Annotated in this window: 8 protein-coding genes; 1 reads left to right on the top strand and 7 read right to left on the bottom strand. The window is 66.9% G+C overall.

All coding sequences use genetic code 11. The features are described 5' to 3' along the window. Window positions 1-11: 11 nt before the first annotated feature. Entirely contained in the window at window positions 12-821 is an 810-nt protein-coding gene (locus ACTDXD_RS15170; protein ID WP_440123154.1) for an ABC transporter ATP-binding protein, read from the top strand. Here the strand turns inward: ACTDXD_RS15170 and ACTDXD_RS15165 are convergent. From ACTDXD_RS15165 to ACTDXD_RS15135, 7 genes are all read right to left on the bottom strand, one after another. Next, on the bottom strand, window positions 812-2,647 hold the full coding sequence (locus tag ACTDXD_RS15165) for a siderophore-interacting protein (RefSeq protein ID WP_440123153.1): 1,836 nt from the start codon (window positions 2,645-2,647) through the stop codon (window positions 812-814). The two genes, ACTDXD_RS15170 and ACTDXD_RS15165, sit on opposite strands and share 10 nt — an antisense overlap. A 24-nt stretch (window positions 2,648-2,671) precedes the next feature. Next, window positions 2,672-2,899, bottom strand: a complete 228-nt coding sequence (locus ACTDXD_RS15160) for a phosphopantetheine-binding protein (protein ID WP_247272727.1) — start codon at window positions 2,897-2,899, stop codon at window positions 2,672-2,674. A 68-nt stretch (window positions 2,900-2,967) separates the two neighbouring features. Next, complete coding sequence (locus ACTDXD_RS15155; protein ID WP_440123152.1) at window positions 2,968-16,248, bottom strand: amino acid adenylation domain-containing protein; 13,281 nt, start codon at window positions 16,246-16,248, stop codon at window positions 2,968-2,970. Continuing rightward, window positions 16,245-17,846 carry a (2,3-dihydroxybenzoyl)adenylate synthase gene (locus ACTDXD_RS15150; RefSeq protein ID WP_440127657.1) on the bottom strand — a complete coding sequence of 534 codons (1,602 nt, stop codon included), beginning with the start codon at window positions 17,844-17,846 and terminating at the stop codon, window positions 16,245-16,247. The genes ACTDXD_RS15155 and ACTDXD_RS15150 overlap by 4 nt, the downstream gene beginning before the upstream one ends. A 104-nt stretch (window positions 17,847-17,950) precedes the next feature. Then, window positions 17,951-19,756 carry an ABC transporter ATP-binding protein gene (locus ACTDXD_RS15145; RefSeq protein ID WP_440123151.1) on the bottom strand — a complete coding sequence of 602 codons (1,806 nt, stop codon included), beginning with the start codon at window positions 19,754-19,756 and terminating at the stop codon, window positions 17,951-17,953. Next, a complete protein-coding gene (locus ACTDXD_RS15140) occupies window positions 19,753-21,513 on the bottom strand; it encodes an ABC transporter ATP-binding protein (RefSeq protein ID WP_440123150.1) in 1,761 nt (586 codons plus the stop codon). Before ACTDXD_RS15140 ends, ACTDXD_RS15145 begins: the two co-directional genes overlap by 4 nt. A 478-nt stretch (window positions 21,514-21,991) precedes the next feature. Next, entirely contained in the window at window positions 21,992-24,118 is a 2,127-nt protein-coding gene (locus ACTDXD_RS15135) for a S9 family peptidase (RefSeq protein ID WP_440123149.1), read from the bottom strand. Window position 24,119 lies beyond the last annotated feature (1 nt).

The raw sequence follows: 24,119 nt of genomic DNA, 5'->3' as shown, positions 1-24,119 counted from the left end.
AATACGAATTCATGAGCACAGATAACCGCCCCTCCGTCCTCCAACTACAGGACGTCAGCGTCGTGCGTCAGGGCCGGTCACTGATCGCACACATCGATCTCGATGTCCGTGCAGGCGAGCAATGGACGTTGATGGGGCCGAACGGTGCCGGGAAGTCGACGCTGCTCGCATTGTGCGGAGCCCACCAGCACCCGACGACCGGCACCGTGCACGTCCTCGGACACCGTCTCGGGCGCGTGGACATGCGCTCACTGCGAACACACATCGGTCACGTCGACCCACGCACACGTATCGACCCTCGTGTCACGGTGCGTGACGCAGTGTTGACCGGGCTCTACGCATCCACCTCACTGCCGCCGCGAGCCGCCCCGTCGGACGAGGAGCAGCGCAAGGCCGGCGAGTTGATCGGCATGCTCGGGCTCGGTGCGATCACCGACAGTCCGTGGTCGGTGCTCTCGCAGGGAGAACGAGGCCGCGCACTGATTGCGCGCGGCCTGGTCACCGACCCGGATCTGCTGCTGCTCGACGAGCCGACCACCGGACTCGACCTCGCAGCCCGCGAGGTCCTCCTGGGTGTCCTCGCCGAGCTACGTCAGCTCCGCCCCGAACTGGCTTCCGTGCTGGTCACCCACCACCTCGAAGAACTGCCCGCCTCGACGACACACGCTCTCGTCCTCTCCGGTGGCACGGTGGTCGCTCGGGGTGAGGTCGACGAGGCGTTGACCTCCGAAACGATTTCCGAGGCCTTCCGGCATCCGATCGCCGTCGAGCGCCGCGCCGGGCGGTGGTCGGCCACCGGAGCGGTGCAGGCCTACAGCTGACGCGTACCGGCGAACTCGACGACCGTCGACCCCCAGCCCAGCGCCCCGAATCGGGGCGTTCCGCATCCCGACTCCTCTACCAGCGCCGACAGTTCCGCCTCGGTGCGCTGGCCTGATCCGTGGAGGCACAGTTTCAGAAGATCGGCTTCTGTCTCGTGGTCGTCGGTGGTCTGCGGATCGAGTACGTCGGTGACCAGCACGACCCGTCGCGCAGACGCGCCGAGTGCACCGAGCAGCAGGCGCGCGTCGGCGTCGGGATGACTGTCGACCATCTCCACTGCGACGGCGAGGTCGACGGGCGTCGCGAGCGCGGTGAACTCGCTGCCGTCGATGCGCTGGATCTGCTCGCGGCGCGACTGGGCCACGTCGCCCAGGTTCCGGGTGTTCTGGGCGGGCAGTCCCACGAGCGAAATCTCGAGATCTGGATGGAGGCGGGCGAGGGTGTCGGCGTAGACGCCGGCGCCTTCCCCGTAGATCGCGACGGTGCGCACGCCGTCGAGATCGACCGCGTCGGGTAGTGCCGGCGCGCGGTACACGGACCCGAACGCGACCTCCTCGTGGAAGTCGTCCACGAATCCGGGTTCGCGAAGTTTGTCGGCGAAGCTGTGTCCGGCTGCGGGCGCCCCGGTCCGGACGGCGTCGAGCAGTCCCAGAAAGGCCATGTCGAGTCGGGTGTGGATCTTGTCGAAGTGCAGTGCCTGGCTGGCGAACGTGTCCTGATCGGCCAGGATCGATCCCATCTCGGTGAGTGTGAATCGGTCGTCCTCGACGGCCAGCAGGTCCATCAGTACGAGATGACGCAGCAGTTTCGCCGTTGCCGCAGGGTGAGTCCCGCATTCTGCGGCGATCGTGCCCGCAGTGTCGGCGCCGCCGTCGATCGCGGGGAAGAGCCCGACGGTCACTGCCGTCCGGATGACGAGCGGCGGCAGCAACTCGGACATCTCGTGCAACTGCGCGTCCGGGTCGGCCTCGGCGACCGCCGTGACGTCCTGCGAATCCGCCGCAGCGTGCGCAACCTCCCGGTGACGCCAGTACCCGGTGATCTCGACGAACTCCTTCGCGATCTCCTTGTCCCGCTTCGCCCACCGTCGCAGCGGCTTGATCGTCAGTGTCTCGCCCGCAACCCACAGATACGGTTGCCCGGGACGCCACTGTGCCGCCTGCACCGTCTCGACCAGCCGCGATTCACCCCCGTTCTCGGAACGGAACAGCCAGGTGACGTCGAGGGGTGCCTCGCATTTCAGCTCTTGCCGATGCGACGGTTCGGCGACCTCGATCACCACCGTCGCGGGCAGATCCGGCGGGAGTTTCTCGAGGCAGTGCGCGATCGCGGGCAGTGCGGTCTCGTCGCCTGCGATGAGCATCCAGTCGGCTGCAGTGGGTAGTCCGGCAGAATGCTTCGGCCCCGCCATGAGGACTGTCTCTCCCGGCTGCACACGATTCGCCCAGTCCGACGCCAGCCCGCCCTCGTGCATCGCGAAGTCGATGGCCATCTCGCGGGTGTCTGCGTCGAAGGAGCGCACCGTGTAGGTCCGGGCGTACTGGAACGATCCCGACGGCCACTCGACGGCACCGCTGTCGGAGTTCCGAGGCACCTCGAACGGCAGTTCCCCGGTCTTCGGGTCGACAGGCAACAGCTTGACGTCGTCGTCGAAACCACTGGTCCGTACCGGCGGCAACTCGACACCGTCACGAACATGGGAGTCCATCGACGGTCCTCCGACGGTCACCCGGCGCATACCCGGTGTGACATCTTCGACCCGAAGCACGTCCATCTCTCGGATACAGATGGGAAATACCTCGAGCTCGCGGACGGTCCCAGCCATCGATAGCCCTTTCGTTCGAAGAAATCAGTACTCGCCGAGCACAACAGCAACCCAGTGTGCCACGGTCGGATCGGCGGCGAGCGTCGGGAAATCGAGGTCTTCCACCCCCGCGGAGCGCCAGCGTTCCACAAGTCCCATGATCCGGATCGAATCCAACCCTTCGTCGAGGAGATTCACCTCGTCACTGATCGATTCGAGCGGCTGATCCAGAGCACTGGCGATGTCTCCGATGACGATCTCGCGCGTAAGCACTGTGTTGTCCTTTCCTGTTTCGTCTTGCGTGTTTCTTCGTATCGCCCGAGACCCTGGCGCGAACTGGATCATTCCTCGAGCGAGGGCAGGATCTGCCGCCACCCGGCAGCCGTCGCGATGCCGTCGTGATCTGCGTCCACGGAATGGACCACGAGTGTCCCAGCGTGGATTCGCTCCCACCGGTCGGCAAAGCAGACCGGTGGCCTCGACCGCTGGGCCTCGAACAGCGTGAGGGTCCCCGAGTACACCGGCGCCTTCGCCGTATCCAGCAGAGTCGCGGTGTATGCGAAGTTCTCGGCGATGTCGGCGGCCAGTTCCGACGGGAGTCCGGACGCGCGTGCTGCCGGCACATCGGTGCTGCGCCCGTCAAGTGGTTCACTGTCCACCAGCCCGACGAAGTCGACGGTGTCACCGGACTCCGTCAGCGCCGCCGCGATCGCGTGCGCAAGCGTTCCACCGAACGAGTATCCGAGCAGGCGGTACGGTCCTCGCGGCTGTTCGCGCCGCACTGCCCGCAGGTGGTGTGCGACGAGGTCGTCGAACGACTCGGGACGGTCGTGCGCGGGAAGCTGCAGTCCGACGACGGGACGGTCGAGCATCGAGGCCAGCGACGCGAACTGCCACGCGAAGCCTCCGGCCGGATGGATGCAGAACAGGGGCTCTCCGGTTCCGCTGCGGCCGAAGCGGATAACGTCTCTCGTCGCATCGTCGGCATCGCCGCCCCGGCGGGCGTCGACGAGGTCTGCCACCGCCTCGACGGTCTGGCGGTCGAGCAACTCCGCGACATCCACGCGGACGGAGGTGTCGCGTTCGAGCCGCGAGACCAGTCGCATCGCTGCCAGCGAGTCTCCACCACAGTCGACGAAACCGTCGTCTGCGCCCACTTCGTCCAACCCGAGCAGGTCGCAGTACACGGCGGCCACGATCCACTGTGTCGGCGTGCGAAGCGAATCCGCGACGTTGCGGCGCGGCGGTTCGGGCAGGGCCGCCCGGTCGAGCTTGCCGTTGACCGTGAGGGGGATGGTGTCCACTCGCACGATCTGCGCCGGAACGAGATGCGCCGGAACCGTGTCGCGTAATTGTGCGCGCAGTTCGCTCTCCGTGTGTGCACCGTCGGCCACGACGTACCCGATCAGTCGCGACGCGTTGCCGGTCGACAGGACCGTCGCGGCGGCCCGTGCCACACCCGGCAGCGCCTCGAGTGCCGACTCGATCTCGCCGAGTTCGATGCGGATGCCCCGGATCTTGACCTGCCGATCGACTCGCCCGAGATACTCCAGCCGCCCTCCGTCGAGGTAACGGACGAGATCGCCTGTGCGGTACATCCGCTCGCCGGCCGCGAACGGATCCGCCACGAACAGCGACGCGGTCTGTCCGTATCGGCCCCGATATCCGTGCGCCACACCGTCACCGGACATGTAGAGCTCACCGGCCGCCCCGACGGCGACCGGACGTAGCCCGGAATCGAGTACGCGCGCACAGGCATTGCGGATCGGTGTGCCGAGGCACGGGGTCGCACTGTCCGCGACGGCCGATCCCATCGCGTTGATGGTGAATTCGGTCGGTCCGTAGAGGTCGTAACCGTCGATGCCTACCTGGTCTCGCAGCCTGCTCCACAATTCTTGTGGGACGGCCTCACCACCGAGCATCACCAGCTTCGGTGCCCGATCACCGTCGAGCAGGCCGGCAGCGACCAGTTCGCGCGCGTACGACGGCGTGACGTTGACGACGTCGATCCCGACGGTCCGATAGTGCCGCACCAGCGAACGCGGATCGGATCTGGCCTCCTCGTCGATGACATGCACGTGGTGACCTGCCAGCAGCCAGAACAGTTCTTCCCACGACATGTCGAAGGAGAACGACACGGTATGTGCGATCCGCAACTGCCTGCCGTCCACGAGGTCCTCTGTGCCGCGGAATATCTCGTCACGATGGTTGTGGTACATCGTGGTCAGGCCGCGGTGACCGACCTGCACGCCCTTCGGCTTACCCGTCGAGCCCGATGTGTAGATGACATAGGCGGGTTGGTCCGGATGGATGGGCCCAGCGATGCGGTGCGTCGGCACGTCCGGTGCGGGACGAACTCCCGACAGGATCTCGGCGACCCCCTGGTCGGCGAGGTCGACGACGCAGATCCCGGGTAGCCCGGCCACGACTTCGGCAACACCTTCGGTGCGGGCGTCGGCCGTGACGACCGTCCCGGCACCGCTGTCGAGCACGATCTCCCGCAGTCGCGAACCCGGGTGCGCGAGATCGAGCGGAAGATACGCGGCACCCGCGCGCATCACCGCGAAGATCGCCACGACATGATCGGCGATCCGCGGCAACATCAGGGCGACGAGGTCGCCGGCCCCGACGCCGCTCGCCACCAGATGTCGAGCAAGCGCGGTCACCCGGCTGTCGAACTCACCGGCAGTGAATGTCTCGGCACCACAGGTCAGTGCCGGCGAGTCCGGGGTGGCGGCGGCGCGTTCGGACAGCAACGTGTCGATGCTGCCCTGTGCCGCACCGGGCAGCGGTATCGGTTCGCGGGGCGCGGTGAGCGCGGTGCGTTCGAGCTCCGCGTACGCACGCCCGGTCTCTGCCACCGTGGTAGCGATCCGCGCCCGAGCGCCCGCGATTTCCGTGATCATGCCCGTGAGGTCCGCGAGCAGGGACGCGGCGGCCTCGTCGTCGACGAGATCGGGCCGGTTCTCGATCGTCACCTCCATGGCGCCGCTGCGGCTGCGCGGGTCGATGTCGACGGTGATCGCGTAGTGGGTCGAGTCCGTCGCCTCCGCCACCGAGATCCCCGCGCGTTCGAACACCCCGAATCGCGCCTCGTCGCCTCCGACGTTGCGGAACACCACCAGCGTGTCGAACAGCACCCCGAACCCTGCGGCCCGGGCGATCTCGCCGAGGCCTGCATGGTGGTGTTCGATCAGAGCACCCTGCTCGACGAACAACCGGCGCAGCGTATCCACCAAGGTCATGGACGAACGCAGGTGAACCCGGACCGGCACGGTGTTCAGTGTCAGCCCGACCATACGATCGACATCCGGCACGAGCGGGTCGCGTCCTGACACCGTCGATCCGAAGACCACATCGTCGCGTCCGGTCAGTCGGCGCAGGGTCAGTGCCCACGCGAGTGACATGACGGTCGACACCGTGACACCGTTCTCTGCTGCAAGCGCGACGATCTCGTCGCGCACCGAATCGTCGAGCCGCTGTGTGACGCGGTTGGGCAGCGACATCGTGCCGGGGGCCGCGTTCGGTGCGATCAGCGTCGGTTCGTCGAGATCGGCCAGGTGGAGTGCCCAGGCCTTCTCAGCGACGTCCGCATCGAGTCCGGCCAGATGACGCAGATGATCGGTGAAGTCCGCCGCAGGAACCAGCACACGCTGCAGCGCCGACGCCACCTCGGAATCACCTGCTGCGTCCGCCGGGTACAGGCCGGCGAGCATCTTCGCGACACCGTAGAGCGTGAACAGTTCGGTGAACAGAAGTCCCTGCGACCACGCATCGGACAGGAGGTGGTGCTGAGTCACGATCAGCTGCCCGGCCGAATCCGGCGCCGTGACGAGCACCGCGCGTACCAGTGGTGCGTGGTCGAGCGCGAAGGGACGAGCGAACTCGTCGGCAGCGACGTCATCGAGTCCGTCGAGGGATTCGGACTGCTTCTCTTCTATGTCGATCGTCACCGTTCCGATGACCGACACCGGTTCCGCGAACATCGAATGCGTAAATGCCGCACCGAGATTCGGGTACCGGAGAATGATGGCCGCCAACGCAGCGGCCAATGCCCGACGGTCGGCGGGCTCCGCGAAGGTGAAGCGGTGCTGCACGTGATAGTTGTCCGCGGCGCCGCGCCCGCCACTCACGGACTGGAAGTACATTCCCCGCTGCAACGGGGTCAGCGGCAGAACCTGTTGCCACCCCGGGTACTCGGCGTCCACGCGTGCTCGGGCCGTATCGTCCATCTCGACGAGCTCGGCACGCGTGTGCGGTGCATCGTCTCCGGTCGACATCCGAACTGCACGGTCCACGAGTTCGTCCAGGGTGTCGCACTCGAACACGTCGGCCACGGCGATGCGCACCCCGCGGCCGGACGCCGCTGCCACGAACCGTACTGCGGCGATACTGTCCCCGCCGAGAGCGAAGAAGTTCGATCCCATGTCGATCTGGGTTCCGAGGACGTCGCGGGCTGCTGCAGCGAGAGCCTCGGCGATCGATCCCGATGTCCGGTCGCCGGTACCCGGCAACGTTCCGCTCGGCGGGGCGGTGATCGCCGGCGCAGGCAGACCCGCACGGTCGAGCTTGCCGTTCAACGTGCGTGGCAGGGACTCCACGACAGTGATCGACTGCGGCACGAACTGATCCGGCAGTGACTTCACCAGTGCCTGCCGCATCCTGACAGGGTCGGCCGAGACGGCGTCACGGACGACGACGTACCCGAAGAGCCGGGAAGATCCATCCGCGATCGCAGCCACCTTCGCGGCCGCGTCGGTGACCTCGGGCAACGCGCGCAGCGCAGTCTCGACCTCGCCGAGCTCGATACGGAACCCGCGCACCTTCACCTGGTCGTCGGTGCGCCGCAGGTACTGGATACGGCCGCGGCGTCTGCGCACCGCATCGCCCGTCCGGTACAACCGCTCCCCCGGGCGCCGCGGGTCGGCGACGAATCGGGTCGCGGTCAGCCCCGGTCGGTTGAGGTACCCGCGAGCGATCTGGGCACCCCCCAGGTACAGCTCACCGAACGCACTTTCGGGAACCTCACGGAGGAGGTCGTCGAGAACAGTGGCCCGCACGTCGATCCACGGTCCACCGATCGTGACCGGCGCACCCGCGGTGAGGCGGTCCGTCGTGGCCCACACCGTGGCTTCCGTGGGGCCGTACACATTCCAGACCTCGTCGCTGACCGTGGTCAGTTGATCGGCCAGTTCGGCGGGGACCGCTTCACCACCGATCAGGGCACGCGCCGCCCGCACGCCGGGCACGGTCAGGAGCAGTCGCCACAGCGACGGGGTCGCCTGCACGACCGTGGCACCGGACGCCTCGATCAGCGCGGCCAGCTTCTCGGGATCGACCACCGACGAGCGCGGAGCCACCACCACGGACGCGCCGAGCGCCAACGGACACAGCAGCTCCAGCACCGCGATGTCGAACGACACGGTGGTCACCGCCATCACCCGATCGTCACTGTCGATCCAACCCAGCCGGCCCGTGGCATCCGCGAACGCCGCGAGGTTGGCCGAGGTGACCATGACGCCCTTGGGTTTTCCGGTGGTCCCCGACGTGTGGATGATGTAGGCGAGTCCGTCGTCGGCGGCGGGGACCTCCGGCAGCACGACCTCTGTCCGAATCTCCATGCCTGCTGCGTCGACCCGCACCGCGGGAAGGTCCATCCATCCGATGTCGTCGGCGGTCGACGCAGACACCAGCACACAGACCGGACGTGCATCGTCGAGCATGTACTGCAGACGATCGCGTGGATAGTCGACATCCAACGGCAGGTAGGCTGCACCGCACCGCAGCACCGCGAGCAACGCCAGCGGCAGACCGGCGTCCCTGCCGACCGCGACCCCGACCACCGACCCCGCGCGTACTCCGCGCGCAGTCAGCTCGCGGGCGAGCGCATCGACGCGGGCACCGGCCTCGCGATAGCTGGTCTCCTTCCCGTCCACGACGATCGCGGGGGCATCGGGTCGTTCCCCGACCTGGGCCAGGAACCGCTGCGCCACCGACTGCGGTGCATGCTCGCGCATCGGACCGTCGTGGGCATCGACACTGCCGAGCATCGAGATCGGCTTGTCCGGCCGCTCGACGATGTGAGTGAGCGTGACGAGGAGTTCATCGGCCATGTGGGCGATCGTGTCCGCATCGAACAGATCGGCGGCGGCGCCCAGACGGATCTCGGTCGACGTTCCGGTCTCACGGAGCCAGACGGCGATATCCATGCGCGCAGGCGGATCGATCGGTTCGACGGGGGTGGCCGTGACGTCACCCAATTCGATCGGCGCACCGAGGATTTCGTGTCCGACCATCGTCTGGAACAACGGGTGACGTCCCGCGGCGCGTTCCGGTGCGACCGCGTCGACGACACGATCGAACGGCACGTGCTGATGTTCGAGCGCGTCGAGCCCGACGGCGCGCACGCGGTCGAGCACCTGTCCGGGTGTCGGATCACCGGTGAGGTCGATCCGGTGTACGGCGGTGTTCACGAGGTATCCGACGGTGTCCCGGAATCGCCCGTCCGCGAGAAGTTCCCGGTCGGATACCGTTGTGCCGAGTGGAATGTCGCTGCCCGCTCCGAATCGCTGCCACGTCAATGCGACTGCAGCCTCGAGAAGCATCAGCACCGACACTCCGTGCCGGACGGTTGCGTGTTTCAGCGCGTCCGCCATCGCGCTGTCGAGCAGCCGCACTGCATCGACCGACCGGTGCGTCGCATGCCGGGAGCGGGGCCGGTCGGCAGGCAGCTCGAGTTCGGAGGGAAGAGCGGCGAGCCGTCGTTCCCAGTGCGCCAACGACCGTTCGGCGTCCGCCGAAGCTGTCCGGACCCGGTCTGCCCGAGCGAATTCAGCGAAATCGGGTGCGACAGAGGACAGCTGCGGAGTGCGGCCCGTCAGCCGATCCCGGTAGGCCTGTGCCAGGGTGTCGAGCAGGATCGGCACCGACGCGCCGTCCACTGCGATGTGGTGGATCACGATGACGAGCGCTGCCCATCCGGGTCCGCGGAGCACGGTGGCCCGTGCAGGCACCGCGGATGTCAGATCGAACACCGAATCCGGGTCCGAGATATATTTGCGCACAGCGGAGTCGAGGTCGAGTTCCGTGCTGCGGTCCCGCAGTTCCGGGATCGCCGACTCGGGCAGCACTCGCACCCCGGGGTTACCGTCGGGCCCTGCGGGATAACAGGTCCTCAGGATCGGGAAGTGCGCCAACAGGTCTCGCCACGCAGCGCGCAGCGCCGCCGTGTCCGGAGCGTCCGACAGTGCGAGTACGACGGGGACGTCGTGTGCACGGGACTGCTCATCCAGTCGGTGCAGGATCCACAGCCGCTCCTGCGCGGACGACAACACCGGTTCACGGGAGATGTCGTCCGGCTCGGATGCATCCACAACGGGGGCTGCCGGGGAAGCCTGTGCGCGCGCGGCGAGTGCCCGGGCCGTGCGCGCCGCGAAGATGTCGGCGACGGAGACGACGATGCCGTGCCGTCGCAGACCGCTGACCGCGCGCATCGCGACCAGCGAATGCCCGCCACGATCGAAGAAGTCGTCGTCGGGGAGCAGAGTGGTCTCGAGTACCTCACCCAGTTGCGCGGTCACAGTATCGACGAGGTGCGGCAGTGCGGTACCACCGGACGACGGTACGCGGGCGGCGACGGCCCGCGGCGGCAGGACGCCGATCGTGCGCGGAACGAACTCGGACGCAGGACGGTCCAGGTTCGAGATCATGTCCGCGATCACGGTCGGGAGCGCCTCGACGACCTTCGACGCGGTCGTCGCGTCCACCACGGCAGGGTCGTGGTCGACCACGAGCCGGAACCGGTCGCCGGGCGGTGCGAGCAGCGACAGCGGGTACTGCGTCGTACTGATGTTGCCGATGCCGAGGATGTGCGTCGAGTCGGCGGAGTCGTCCGGGTTCGCGCCGAATCGCGCAGGATAGTTTTCGAACACCACCAGGGTGTCGAACAGACCCGTGCCGCCACGCACGTTGCTGCAGGATTCGATCTCCGACAGCGGCAGGTGTTCCGCATCGCCGAGGTCGTACTGGTCTCGTTGGCCGGCCTGCAGCACGTCCCGCAACGGACGATGATCCATCCGCATGCGCACCGGAACGGTGTTGCTGAACAGGCCCACCATCGTCTCGACCCGTTCGAGGTCGGCGGGCCGGCCGGACACGGTCGTGCCGAACACGACGTCGTCGTTGTCGACGAGCGCGCACAGAACGGCACTCCACGCACCTTGCACGACGGTGTTGACAGTGAGCCCGTTCGCGCGCGCAACCTCCGCAAGTTGCTGCCCGAGCGTGTCGTCCACCGCGACCTCGGTTGCCACCGGATGCTCCCCGGCGCCCTCGCCGCGGGCGACCAGTGTGGGCTCCGTCAGCCCGGCCAGACGGCGGCGCCAGGCTCCGCGCAGTTCAGCACGGTCGAGGCGGCTCAGCCACCGCAGGAAGTCGGCATAGTCGGGAGCGGGCGGCAAACCGGCCGTGCCGTGGTTGTAGACGTACACCAGTTCGCGCAACACGATCGGCGTCGACCAGCCGTCGGTCACGAGGTGGTGCGCATTGAGTATCAGTTGCGTCTGCCCACCGGGGAGCCGGAGCACATGCCCCGCCAGGAGAGGTCCCCGCTGCACGTCGAAGATCCGCTCCGCAGCACGCAGCCGGGTCTGTGCGGCGGCCGCAGCGGCTGCGCTCTCCGGCAGATCCCGAAGATCGGAGACCCGCCACGGAATCTCGATCACCTGAGGGATCGTCGCGACAGGCTCATCGACACCGTCGAAATGGAATCCGGCGGCCAGGTTCCGGTGACGGGCGACGACGGCCGAGAATGCGGCACGTAACCGGTCGGTGTCGAGCTCACCCGCGAGGTCGACGACCGCGGTCAGGACGTACGGGTCGTGTTCGGTGAAGCGAGCAGCATGCGCGAGCAACCCTTCCTGCAGCGGGGAGAGCGGCAGGATCTCGGCGAGCGGTCCGGTGATCGATTCGAGGAAGGAGATCTGGCTCTGCGTGACGACGACGTCATCGCAGTCGGCGGCGCTCAACCCTCCGGGATGCAGAGCAGCGTGGGCGGCGAAACCGCTCAATGCCTCGTCGAAGCATCGCTGCAGCTCCGCGACCGCCGATCCGTCGAGAAGTGCACCGGCGGCGGTCCATTCGATGGACAGCACCGGCCCCGCGGGGTCGTCGTGGACGAACGCATTGATCGCCAGGATCTCGGTGAGCGTGCGGGTGCCCGGCTCCACCACGCCGAATGCGTCACCGGCAATCGTGCGCCAATCCGGACCCGACATTCCGGCGGGCTTTCCGAGGTAGTTGAGCACGATCTGGGGCGCGGACAGCTCGCTGAGGGCCGCACCGGCGTCGTCCAGGAATCGCAGGACGCCGTAGCCGATCCCGTTGTCGCGTCCCGCGCGGCGGCGGGCCTTGACCTCGTGCAGTATCTCGGCGACGACGCGTCCCCCGCCCAACGCTTCGGCCAGGCGCTCGTCGGTGTCGACGAACGCGGCAGGCACGGACACCGGATATTCGGTGGTGAACCAGCCGACGGTCGATCCACGATCCGAACCCGAGTCCGCGTCGCGGCCGTGCCCTTCCGCCAGGACCGGGAAATCGCCCGTTGCTGTTCCCCGGTAGGCACGCAGCGCGACGGTCAGTGCCGCGAGCAGCACCTCGTCGGGTCGTGCCCGGTACATCGCGCACAGGGTGTCGACGACCGCGGTGCCGACCGCGGCTGTCGTGTTCGTTCGAGTCACCTGCGCGGTCGAATGGGTATCGATGCCGGGCCGGAGGTCGGACTCGACGAGCACCTGCGAGCCCGTCTCCAGAACTTCACACCACATCGCCTTCTCGTCGACGTAGCGGTGCACGGCACCACGGGCGGCGAGATCCCTCGCGCGGTGCAGCCACGATTCGCTCGCCGTCGTCGGGAGTGCACGACCGCGGTAGGCCGCCACAAGATCGGTCAGCAGAGTGCTCCAGGACACCGCGTCGACGGCGAAGTGGTGGATCACGACGAGCAACCGATCGTTGCCGTCCGTCATACGAACGATGCTCACCCGCAGCAGATCGCCCGCACGCGGTGCCAGTTCTTCGGCGCTGTCCCGGGCCCAGGAGGCGATCTCGCGCACGAAGTCGACTGCGGAGACCGGCCCGCGCTCTCCGATCGTCACGGGCGCGGTGGTAGCGGCGGGAATGTCCACGGAGTCGTCGTCGCGGACGATCATCCGCAGGGCCGGATGCCGCTCCCGCAGTGTCTGTACCGCAGCTGCCAGCGCCTCACTGTCGATGTGTCCGTCGATGTCGACGGCCGTCCACTGCGCGTACGACGACACCGACTCGATCGAGTCGCTCCGCAGGACGTTGCGCATGATCGGCGTCGTCGGCGCCCGCCCGATCCCGTTGTCGTCGATCAGTGCCGCGGCGTCGTCGACCAGTTCACGTGCGAGTGCCGCGAGTGTGGCGAGGTCTCGGCCGGACAGCAGTTCCTTGGGGGTGAGGGCCAGTCCGTGCGCGCGTAGCCGGCTGCTGATGCTGATGGCACCGATGCTGTCGCCGCCGAGCGTGAACAGGTCGGCGTCGAGCGACACGGATTCCGCGCCCAGCACCTCGGCTACGACTGCGCACAAAGCGTATTCCGCAGGCGTGCCGGGCTCGCGACCGGAGTCGCCCCGCGCGGATGCGAGACCGGAAGGATCCGGCAGTTGCTTCCGGTCGATCTTGCCGTTGACCGTCACCGGCAGCTCGTCCAGGACCACGACCACGGACGGCACCAGGTGATCCGGGACCCTGGTCAGCAGCTCACGCCGGACGTCGTCGCCGGACAGTGCGGCGTCGTCGGACACGACGTATCCGACGAGCTTCGCGAAGGCACCTGCCCCGTGCACGACTGCGACCGATGCGGTGACCGAACTTGCCTGTGCCAGCGCAGCTTCGACTTCACGAAGCTCCACCCGGTGGCCGCGGATCTTGACCTGGTCGTCGACGCGGCCACGGTATTCGAAGCCGGTCTCGGGGTTCCAGCAGGCGAGATCGCCGGTGCGGTACATCCGCCCACCCGACGCATCGAAGGGGTCCGCCACAAATCGGTCCGCGGTGATCCCGGGCCGATCGAGGTAGCCGCGTGCAAGTTGGGGGCCGGACAGGTACAGCTCACCGGCCTCCCCATCCAGAACGGGATGCAGTGCCGCGTCGAGGAGATAGGCCGCGGTGCCTTCCAAGGGCATACCGATGTAGACGTCGGGGCCGGTCACGTCGGCCGCGATCGCATCGACGGTGGCTTCGGTGGGCCCGTACATGTTGTAGGCGCGGGCCGCACTCCGTCCGAGTTGCTCGGCGAGTGCAGAGGGCAGCGCTTCACCCCCGACGACGATCGTATCGACCCGGTGGCCCGCGTCGGTCGCGGACGAGGTCTGGATCAGGCCCGCCTCGACGAGGAACGTCGCCATCGACGGGGTCGTGTCGACGACGTCGATCTCATCGTGGGTGAACTTGTCGATCTGCAGATCGGCATCGCGCTGAATATCGCTGCCGTACAGATGAATATGGTGACCGCCGACGATCCACATCAGCGGATCGAGTGAGGCGTCGAACGCGAACGAGGTGGTATGTGCGACGTGCAGCCGACGTCCACCGGCTCGCGCGCACGCATCCGCGTGCACCGTGTCGCGTTGACGATGCACGAGATGCGCGAGCCCTCCCGAGCGGACGACGACCCCCTTCGGCGTCCCTGTCGAACCCGAGGTGAACAGAACGTAGGCGGCGTCGTCGGGGTGCGGTGTTGCCGCCCGCTCGTCGTCGCGCAGTCGTGCATCGGGAAGTGAATCCAGTTCGGATTCAGTCGCTTCCGATCCCAGCCGGATCGTCTCGCATGCCGCGTTCGTCACCGGCGGTTCCCCTGCGCACAGCAGCAGCGAGGGGCGGGCAAGTTCGACGAGGCCGTTGAGTCGTTCGGTGGGGTACGCCGGATCCAGTACGACATAGGCGGCGCCGGCTTCCCAGACCGCGAAGATGCAGGCGACGATGTCCGTGGTCCGTGGCAGTGCAATCGCCACGATGTCGTCGGGCCCCACTCCGCGGGAACGGATCAGGCGCGCAAGACGGTACGTGCGCGATGCGAGATCTGCTGCCGTCACGTGGTGGTCGGAATCGGAGAGCACGACGTCGCCGGGGTGCGCGGCTACCATGTCCGCGAACATGTCGGCGACCGAGCGGGCACCGGCCTGCGGAAGCGCAGCGGGAGTCCACTTCGCGTCGAGACCGCGGGAGCGCAGGCCCACCGTGCCGAGCGACGGACGCTCGGGCGCGCACAGTGCCCGAATGAGCCCGGCCAGGCTTTCGGCCCGGGCGTTCACCTCGGCCTCGGACACGATCCGGGCGTCGACTTCGAACCCGAGCATCATGCGCCCGCCGTCGATGGGTGTCGCTGTCAGACCCAGTTCCTCCGGCGGCCCGCCCGCGACGTTGCGCAGGGTTCCGACTGCTCCGGCGAAGTTCAGATCGAAATCGAAGGCCTTGAGGTTGATTCCCACCCCGTGCAGGACGGCACCCGCTCCGGGCGCGGCCAGATCACGTACGAGATCCTCGCCGCGGTAGCGTTGGTGCTCACGTAGCTCACTCAGAGCGGTCGCGGCCGACGACCCCAGCATCGAGATGTCATCGGACAGGGACACCGAGACGCGCAGCGGCAGCACGTTGACCGCCATCGACGGTGTCGTGAGTGCGGTGCGCGTGGTGCGCACCATGACGGGCAGCGCCAGCACGACGTCGGCGGTCCCGTGCAGCCGGGCAACGAATCCCACGTAGGCACCGATCAGTACGTCCGCCCACGTGCATCCGCTCTCTGCAGCGATCTGTTTCAGCTGCTCCATAACCTCGGCATCGAGGATCGCCCGAGCAGAATGTGTCTGTGCTGCCGATCCGAGATCGGCTCCCCCGCGGCGGCCGTGTAACTCGGGCAGTGGATCGAGACGCGCTGTCCAGTAGGCACGGTCCAGCGACGCCTGTTCGGAGTCCCGGTACTCCACATCCTCGGTGACGACCTCGGAGATCGAACCGAAAGTGTTCGGGCGAAGCCGCTTTCCCGTCACTGCAGCGGTGTAGCGAGTCGCCAGCCGACGGGAGATCATCGCCGCGGAGTACCCGTCGACGATCAAGTGGTGGTACAGCTGAACGCACCACACCTGCGTGGACGACAAGCGGAGCAGCGTGTAAGTGAAAAGTTCTCGCTCCTCCATGTCCCGGGCAGCGCAGGCTGCGTCGGCGCGGATGCGGGTTACGGCCTCGTGTGCTGCCGCGAGCGGATCCTTCTCGTCGCCGAGGTCGAGGACGGGGATCGACAACGTCTGTTCGGGGGCGATCCACTGGCGGGGTCCGTCATCGGTGTCGACGAATCGCAACCTCATCGTCTCGGCCTCGGCGACGGTCTCCGAGATCTCCGCGATGAGCACCGGCAGATCTATCTCCACGCCTGCCGCGGAGCCGTCGATCTCGAGTACTTCACCCACGAGGTAGTACGGCGAATCCGGTTCGAGTCGTTGCGCGTTCCAGATCCCGAGTTGCGCGCCGGTGAGCGGCATCAGCGTGGGTGTGGCAGTCGCGGCGGCAGTGGTCGGGGCCGGGTGCCCTTCGGTGAGTGTCATGATCCCTGACTTTTCTTGTCGATCTTGCCTACCGACGTGGTGGGAAACTCGGTGACGAACTCGAAGCGATCCGGGATCGTGTACGCCGCCACCTGCCGTTCGGTCCGCAGAAATGCGCGTAGCTGGGACGCGGTGGGTGTCGCGGAGTTCGGATCGCGCCGGATCACGTACGCACAGATGCGTTCGCCCAGAGCCTCATCGGGAATACCTACGACGGATACGTCGTGGATCTCGTGGTGTGCCAGCAGATGGTTCTCCACCATCGCCGGCGCGATCTTCTCGCCGCCGCGATTGATTTGATCCTTGCTGCGGCCCACGACCGTGAGGTATCCGCGGGGGTCGCGGACCACGATGTCGCCGGTGGCGTAGAACCCGTCGGCAGTGAACGACGTCCGGTTGTGCTTCGGCGCCCGGAAATAGCCGCGGATCGTGTACGGTCCACGCGTCTGCAGGTGCCCCTCCACGCCGTCGGCCACCGGCGCGCCCGCGTCGTCGACGACCCGCACTTCGTCGTCGGGAGAGATGGGACGACCCTGGGTGGTGGTGACTGTCTCCTCGTCGTCATCGGGGCGTGTGTAGTTGACCAGTCCTTCGGCCATGCCGAACACCTGCGTCAGGGAGCACCCGAGCTCCGGGGCGACCCGGCGGGCCGCCTCCTCCGGTAGCTTCGCGCCCCCCACCCACAGCGAGGAGAGCGACGAGATATCACGATCGTGGCGCGCCGATGAATTCAGCCACGCGATCAGCACCGGCGGTACGAGCGCCGCATGGGTGACCGCGTGTTCCTCGATCAACCGCAAGCAGGTATCCGGGCTGGGGTCCGGGGCCATCACCACGAGGCCACCTACGGCGATCATTCCCAGCAGCCCCGGCGAGCTCATTGTGAAGTTGTGCGAGATCGGCAGTACCGCAAGCATCACCGAGGAGCTGTCGATCTGGCAGATCCGCGCGCTCTCACGCACCGAGTACAGGTAGTCGTCGTGAGTGCGCGGAATGAGTTTCGGTGTACCGGTGGTGCCTCCCGAGAGCTGGAGGAACGCCACGTCCGACGGCAGTGAGCGGTCGACGCGCGGCAGGGGTGGGCCGGTTGCCCACGATTCGTCACCGATCGGGATCACGAAGGTCGAGACATCGGGGAAGTCGGTATCGATCTCGGTTGCGAGGTCCCCGTACGAGGTGAGACCGAACTTGTCGACGGTGACGTACCCGCGGGCCGTTGCGGCCGTGCAGAACTGGCGGATCTCGGCGGAGCGGTGCGCGGCCAGCGCGAACACCGGCAACGCACCGATTTCGAACAGCGCGAACACGACTTCGACGTACTCGACGGTGTTCGGCATGTGGACGATCACGCGGTCGCCGCGGCCGAGTCCTCGGGCCGCGAATTCACCCGCGATGATCTGCACTCGCTCCGAGAGTTCGGCGTAGGACAACGAACGCCGCGGATCCACGACCGCCGGCCGGTCCGGATGGGCAGCGACCGTACCGGCCAGGAGCGCCGAATGTGTCTGTCCGATCCAGTATCCCTTCTCGCGGTACTGCGCGGCGAACTCCGCCGGGTAGTCCACCACTCCGTCGAGGTGGAGCGGAGCGATGGGCATGCCGGTGTCGACGGATAGCTTCGGTTGTGCCATCAGGTCCCTCTCGGATCGGTCTGCAGCGGGAAAGTGCTCGCCGGCCCGCTTCTCCATATTCGCGTTCACGGTCACTGCCGATGCATGCTCCATGCATCCCACAGTTCGCAGTAGCGGCCGCCACGTGCAATCAACTGCTCATGGCTGCCCGATTCCACAACTTTCCCATTGTCCACCAAGAGAATTCGGTCCGCATCCCGAGTCTGCCCCAGGCGGTGCGCAACGACGAGTGCACTGCGCCCGGCCAACGCCGCACGGGCCGCACGCTCGAGCAGCGAGGCACCGGCGCTCCCGGCATCCGCGGTGGCCTCGTCGAGAATCACCATCGGCGGGTCTGCAAGCACCAGCCGAGCCAATGCGAGCTGCTGGGCCTGCATGGGTGTGAGCTGATGGCCGGCGTCCCCTACGACCGTGTCGAGTCCGTCGGGAAGCAGGTCGAACCAGTCGCCGGCGAGCACGGTCCGCAACGCCGCCTCCATGGCAACGTCGTCGGCGTTCGGGTTCGCCAGAGCCAGATCATCGCGCAACGATCCGGCGAAGACATGCACTTCCTGTGTGACCAGCGTGATCCGCTGCGCGCGCTCGGACTCCGGTACATCCAGGATGTCGACGCCACCGAACCGGATGGCGCCGGAGTCGGGCGTCCGGACCCCGGCGAGCAGTGCCGCCAGTGTCGACTTCCCGGCTCCCGAAGGCCCAACGACCGCAACGGTTTCGCCGGGTGCGACATCGAGATCGATACCGCGGATGATCTCTCGTCCGGGTGTGTAGCCGAACGTCACGTTCCGCACTGCGAGCGCACCGCGCGACGGAAGCCGAGGCGTACGGGATTCGGCAGCCCGGTCGTCACCGTCCTGTCCCTCGCTCTCCTTCGCCGTACGGACCTCGATCACACCGACGATTCGTGCGAGCGATGCGAGTGCCGACTGCAACTCGTCGATGACGAGGAGAAGGTCGTCGATCGGGGCGAACAGCCTGAGGAAGAGCAGCATTGCCGTCGTCGTGGCTCCCACGGTGAGTGCATCGGCGCCCACCAGGAGAAATCCGGCCACGAGAAGGCCTGCCATGACAATGAACTGGCCGGTGTTGAGCCGGCCGTAGAACCGGTTCTGCACGATGCGGGCGCGCATCGACCAGCGGACGACTTCCCACGAGTGTGATCCGATGCGGTCTGCCAGTCTGGGTGACAGGTCGTACGCGTGAACCGTGCGCAGTCCGCGCACCCCGCCCAGCACCTGTTGTGCTCGAAGCCCCATCGCGGCCCGCTCGGCCGCGTAGATCGCCGGCGCCTGGCTCAGATACCAGCGGACCGCGAGCACGTAGATCGGGAGGGCCACCACGAGCACTGCGAGGAACCGCCAGTCCAGGGCGGTCAGCCCCACTGCGGTGAGCAGCACCGTGAACAACGATGTCGACAGTGCAGGCATCACCGTGCTGATCGCTCGGGACACCTCTTCGACATCATCCGTGGCTCGCGATACGAGATCACCGCTGCCTGCCGCCTCGACACGTTCGAGCGGCAACGAGAGACTAGTCGTGAACATTCGCTCGCGCAGTCTCGCCAGAATTGTCTCGAAAAGCCTGGACGACAGGATGACTCCGAGCGCGGTGAATCCGGCGAACGCAAGCGCCGCGCCGATCATGGCGGCACCGAGCAGCCAGATCCGCCCTGTACCGCTTCCGTCGATGACGGCATCGACCATGCGGCCGAGTGCCCACGGCGGAACGAGACCGAGCGCAGCTCCGGCGACCATGGTCGCCACGACTGCAACCAGGCGGAGGTGCTGCCCCTGCAGCGCACGACGAACCTCGTGCCACACCGATCGCGCGTCGGCGATCGGGAATTTCGCTGATTCGGAAATCGACTGGGTGGTCATCGCGAAGGCTCCATCAGCGTCGAATCGATATCGCTTCCCACCATCTCGGCGGCGGTGTGCGGTTCGGCTGCCTCGTCTGCGGCAGCGTCGATACGCCACACGCTCGATGCTGCCGCCAACAACGCCGGCGACGAGGTGAACATGACAGTGGTCTTTCCGGCCCGTGCAACCGCGATACGCTCGGCGACGGTCGCTTCCGTCACCGAGTCGACGGCAGTTGTCGGGTCGAGCAGGACGAGGATGTCCGGGTTCGCTGCGAGGGCCCGTGCCAGCGACACACGCTGACGCTGCCCACCCGACAGCAGTCGTCCGGCCTCTCCGACATCGGTAGTCAGGCCGTCGGGAAGCGCCGCCACCACATCGTCGCAGGCCGCTGCAAATACGGCGCGGGCCACGGCGTCGTCGGTGACATCGTCCGTTGCGGCGATGTTCTCGCCGATCGTTCCCTCGAAGAGATCGCTTTCGTGCGGGGCGACCAGCAGGGTCCTTGCGCGAGAGTCATGGGGCAGGTCGCGGACGTCCACTCCGCCGACGGTAATCACCCCGGCGTCCGGATTCACCAGTCCGGTAAGTACGTCGGCGAACGCGGAGGTGGTGGCCGCATCCGTGTCGACGGCGATGAACTCCCCTTCGGAGATACGGCGATCGATCTCGGTCGCGGTACCGCACGTCACGCCGTCGAATCGCAGTTCGAAGCCGTGCGGAGCACGCGCGGCAGCAGTGTCTTCGTTCGAGTACGGCGCCTGCAGCACCATCAGTACGCGTTCCGCCGAGGCCAATGCCTGAGCCCAGATGGCACCGAAGTTCGCTGCGAACGCCTGGAGGGGGCCCATCACGAACTGGGTCACTGCCACCACGGTGATGAGTTGGCCGATGGTGAGCTCACCGCCGACCGCCATCACTCCGGCAGCGATCGCGACTCCGGCGATGAACAGTCCGGTGACGATCTCCATCGACCCCAGGTAGCCCCCGCGCGCGACGTTCGCCTTGAGGGTGCCCTGCAGCGCGCGTTCGCTGGCATCCAGGTATCGGCGTCCTGCCTCGTGTTCCGCGCCAAGGCCCTTGACGATCCTGAAGCCGCCCACGAGATCCGCGGCGGTGCCGGCAGCTTCCCCTGCCACCTGCTGTTCCTGCATGCTCCGTCTGCGCAACGGCGAACCTGCACGGTCCATGACCCACAGCATCAGCGGCGCTGCCACCAGGATTGCGAGTCCGAGCGGCCACGAGATGAAGAGCAGAATCAATGCCGAGAAGACCACAGCAGCGAATTCACCGAGAGGATAGATGACGATCGCGACGGCCATGGCGAGCTGCCGTGCGTCGGATGTCGCAATGCTCAACAGCATTCCGGGCTGGCGCCGGGGGCCGCCCATACCTCGTGCGTCGAGGATCCGGTCGGTGATCCTCGTGCGCACCTGGTGCTGGATCGATTGCATGCCGAGAAATCCGACGCGGGATCCGAACCGGAAAGTGAACGACACGAGCGCGAAGTCGACGGCGAGCACGGCAACCCACAGCACCAACTGACCCGCGTCGTTCGGGCTGATCGCACGGTCGATGGCCACACCCATGATGACCGGAACGAGAGCTCCGCACAGCTGATGGACGATCAGCAGGAGGCCACCGGGGACCGTGTACCTCTTCGCAGCGAACATCGTTCGCAGCGTCAGCTCCCGCGGAGTCGTGGATTCCGTGACCTCTATGTGTTCGGTGCGCAGCGGTGACGCAGGCGCTTCGAAGAAGACTGGTAGTCGCATGTACTCGGCTCTCCTGGCCCATGACGGAGCCATCGAGTCGCGGCGGCTCCGAGCGGTCGGTATGTCAGTCAGCGTCGGTCGATACGTCGAGCCTGCGCAGCGCACAGCGCTGCGGGTGGCCTGACCCCAGTCTTCGTGCGCGCGCAGAAGCGGGTTCGTCGTGGGTGGAGTGCGGATACACGGGCGTCTCTGTGCACGAATATTTCACCGGCACAACATGAACCGGGACTCACGTGCAGAACCTGGACACGCCCTGTAGACACAACCCTCCCCTCGACCGGTATCAGTAATGGGAGCCTAACCTACCTAAGGTCGATCGGTACAGAGGTAGGTCCGGCGCGGCACGTCGAGCGGCCGGAGAACGGACGATGCCCTCCGGGTGCGCGCCTTGGAGGGCGTACATCCGGAGGGCATCGTGGGTGCCTAGTCGGTGTTCTACCGAAACGGTGTCACCTGCAGCTCGGTCGCAGGAACCTCCTCACGCGCGAAGGGCGCCGGAGGTATCGAGCACCCATGCGAACTCGAATGCGACCTCACGCCACTTCTCGTACCGGCCCGACACACCACCGTGGCCGGCGCTCATCTCGGTCTTGAGCAGCAACGGCGACTCGCCCGTCTTCGTCGCGCGCAGCTTCGCGACCCACTTGGCGGGTTCGACGTACAGCACGCGGGTGTCGTTGATGCTCGTGATCGCGAGGATCGCCGGGTAATCCTTCGCTTCGACGTTCTCATACGGGCTGTACGAGCGCATGTACTCGTACACCTCAGGATTCGCGAGAGGGTTGCCCCACTCGTCCCATTCGATCACCGTCAGCGGCAGTGACGGATCGAGGATCGAGGTCAGCGGATCGACGAAGGGCACATTCGCGAGGATGCCCTCGAAGAGCTCGGGTGCGATGTTTGCGACCGCACCCATCAGCAATCCGCCCGCACTGCCGCCGTCCGCGACGAGCCGATCGGGGCTCGTGACACCCGTGTCGACGAGATGTCGCGCGCACGCGACGAAATCGGTGAAGGTGTTCTTCTTGGTGAGCGACTTACCGTGCTCGTACCAGTGCCTGCCCATCTCGCCGCCGCCGCGCACATGCGCGACCGCGAAGACCATGCCGCGGTCGAGCAGCGACAGTCGCGCGACCGAGAACCCCGGGTCGATGCTGGCCTCGTACGAGCCGTACCCGTACAGCAGGGCCGGAGCGTTCGCGGGTGTGCCCTTCTTCGCGACGATCGAGATCGGGATCTTCGTTCCGTCGTCGGCCGTCGCCCACTCACGTCGCTGTTCGTAGCGCGACGGATCGAAGTCGCCGAGCACGGGCTGCGACTTGCGTAGCAACAACTCCCCTGTGCCCACGGCGTACTCGTAGACACGGGTCGGAGTGATGAACGAGGTGAATCCGAGTCGGAGCAACGGCTGCTTCCACTCGGGGTTTCCGCCCGGACCGACGGCGAACAGTTCTTCGTCGAATTCGAGTTCGTGGAGGTCGCCGTATCCGTCGGCGTTGAGCGGCCATACCGCGAGCCGGGTGAGCGCTTCGCGGCGGTAACTCAGCACGATGTGTCCTTCGAACGCCTCGACATCTTCGAGCCGCACGTCCTTGCGGTGCTCGATCAGCGTGCGCAGCGCCGAGGGGTCGTCGACGGGGGCTTCCGCGAGGACGAAGTTCTCCGCCTTCTCGCCGGTGCGGGGGTCGACGTCGTTGTGCAGCACCAGGAACCGATCCTGGCCTCCGACGACGGCATGCTCGGCGCCGTACTCGACACCTTCACGTCGCGGCAGCAGTACGCGGAACTGACCTGTGGGATTGTCGGATTCGAGAACCCAGCCCTCGGTGGTGATCTTCGATCCCACCCAGATCATGAGGTACTTCTCGCTGCGCGTGGCGCCGATCGACACCCAGTACCGCTCGTCGGGCTCGTGGAAGACTTTCACATCATCGTCGACGGCGGTTCCGAGCCGATGCCGCCACACGGTGTCGGGGCGCCAGGACTCGTCGACCGTCTGATAGAAGATGTGACTGTGGTCGAGTGCCCACGTGGCGCCGGGCGCGGTGCCGGGGATCTCGTCGGGGAGGAGTTCGCCGGTGGTGAGGTCCTTGAATTTGAGCGTGTACCGCTCGTCGCCCACCACATCGGTCGAGTACGCGAGCAGCGTGCCGTCATGGCTGAGCGAGAACGCGCCGACCGAGAAGAAGTCGTGCCCCTCGGACTCCACGTTGCCGTCGAGCAGCACCTGTTCGCCGGGCAGTTCGGTGCCCGCTGCGACCTCCGGCGGCGTCCAGTCGTCCGGGTCGGTGATGGGGCACCGGCACTGGATTCCGTACTGCTTGCCCTCGACCGTGCGGGCGTAGTACCACCACTCGCCCATGCGGGTGGGGACCGACATGTCGGTCTCCTGTGTCCGCGACTTGATCTCCTCGAAGATCGACTCCCGCACCGGTGCCAGATGCGCGGTCTGCGCCGAGGTGTACGCGTTCTCGGCTTCGAGGTACGCGATCACCTCGGGGTTGTCCTTGTCGCGCAGCCACTCGTAGTCGTCGACGAACGTGTGACCGTGATGGGTGCGCTCTTGCGGAACTTTCGCGGCAACGGGCGGGGTCGGGGAGGTCATC

Origin of the sequence: Rhodococcus sp. SJ-3 (assembly GCF_051918125.1) — a bacterium.
Classification (GTDB): Bacteria; Actinomycetota; Actinomycetes; order Mycobacteriales; family Mycobacteriaceae; genus Rhodococcus.
The sequence above is the reverse complement of the archived record's forward strand: the minus strand, read 5'-3'. Positions and strand labels throughout refer to the sequence as shown.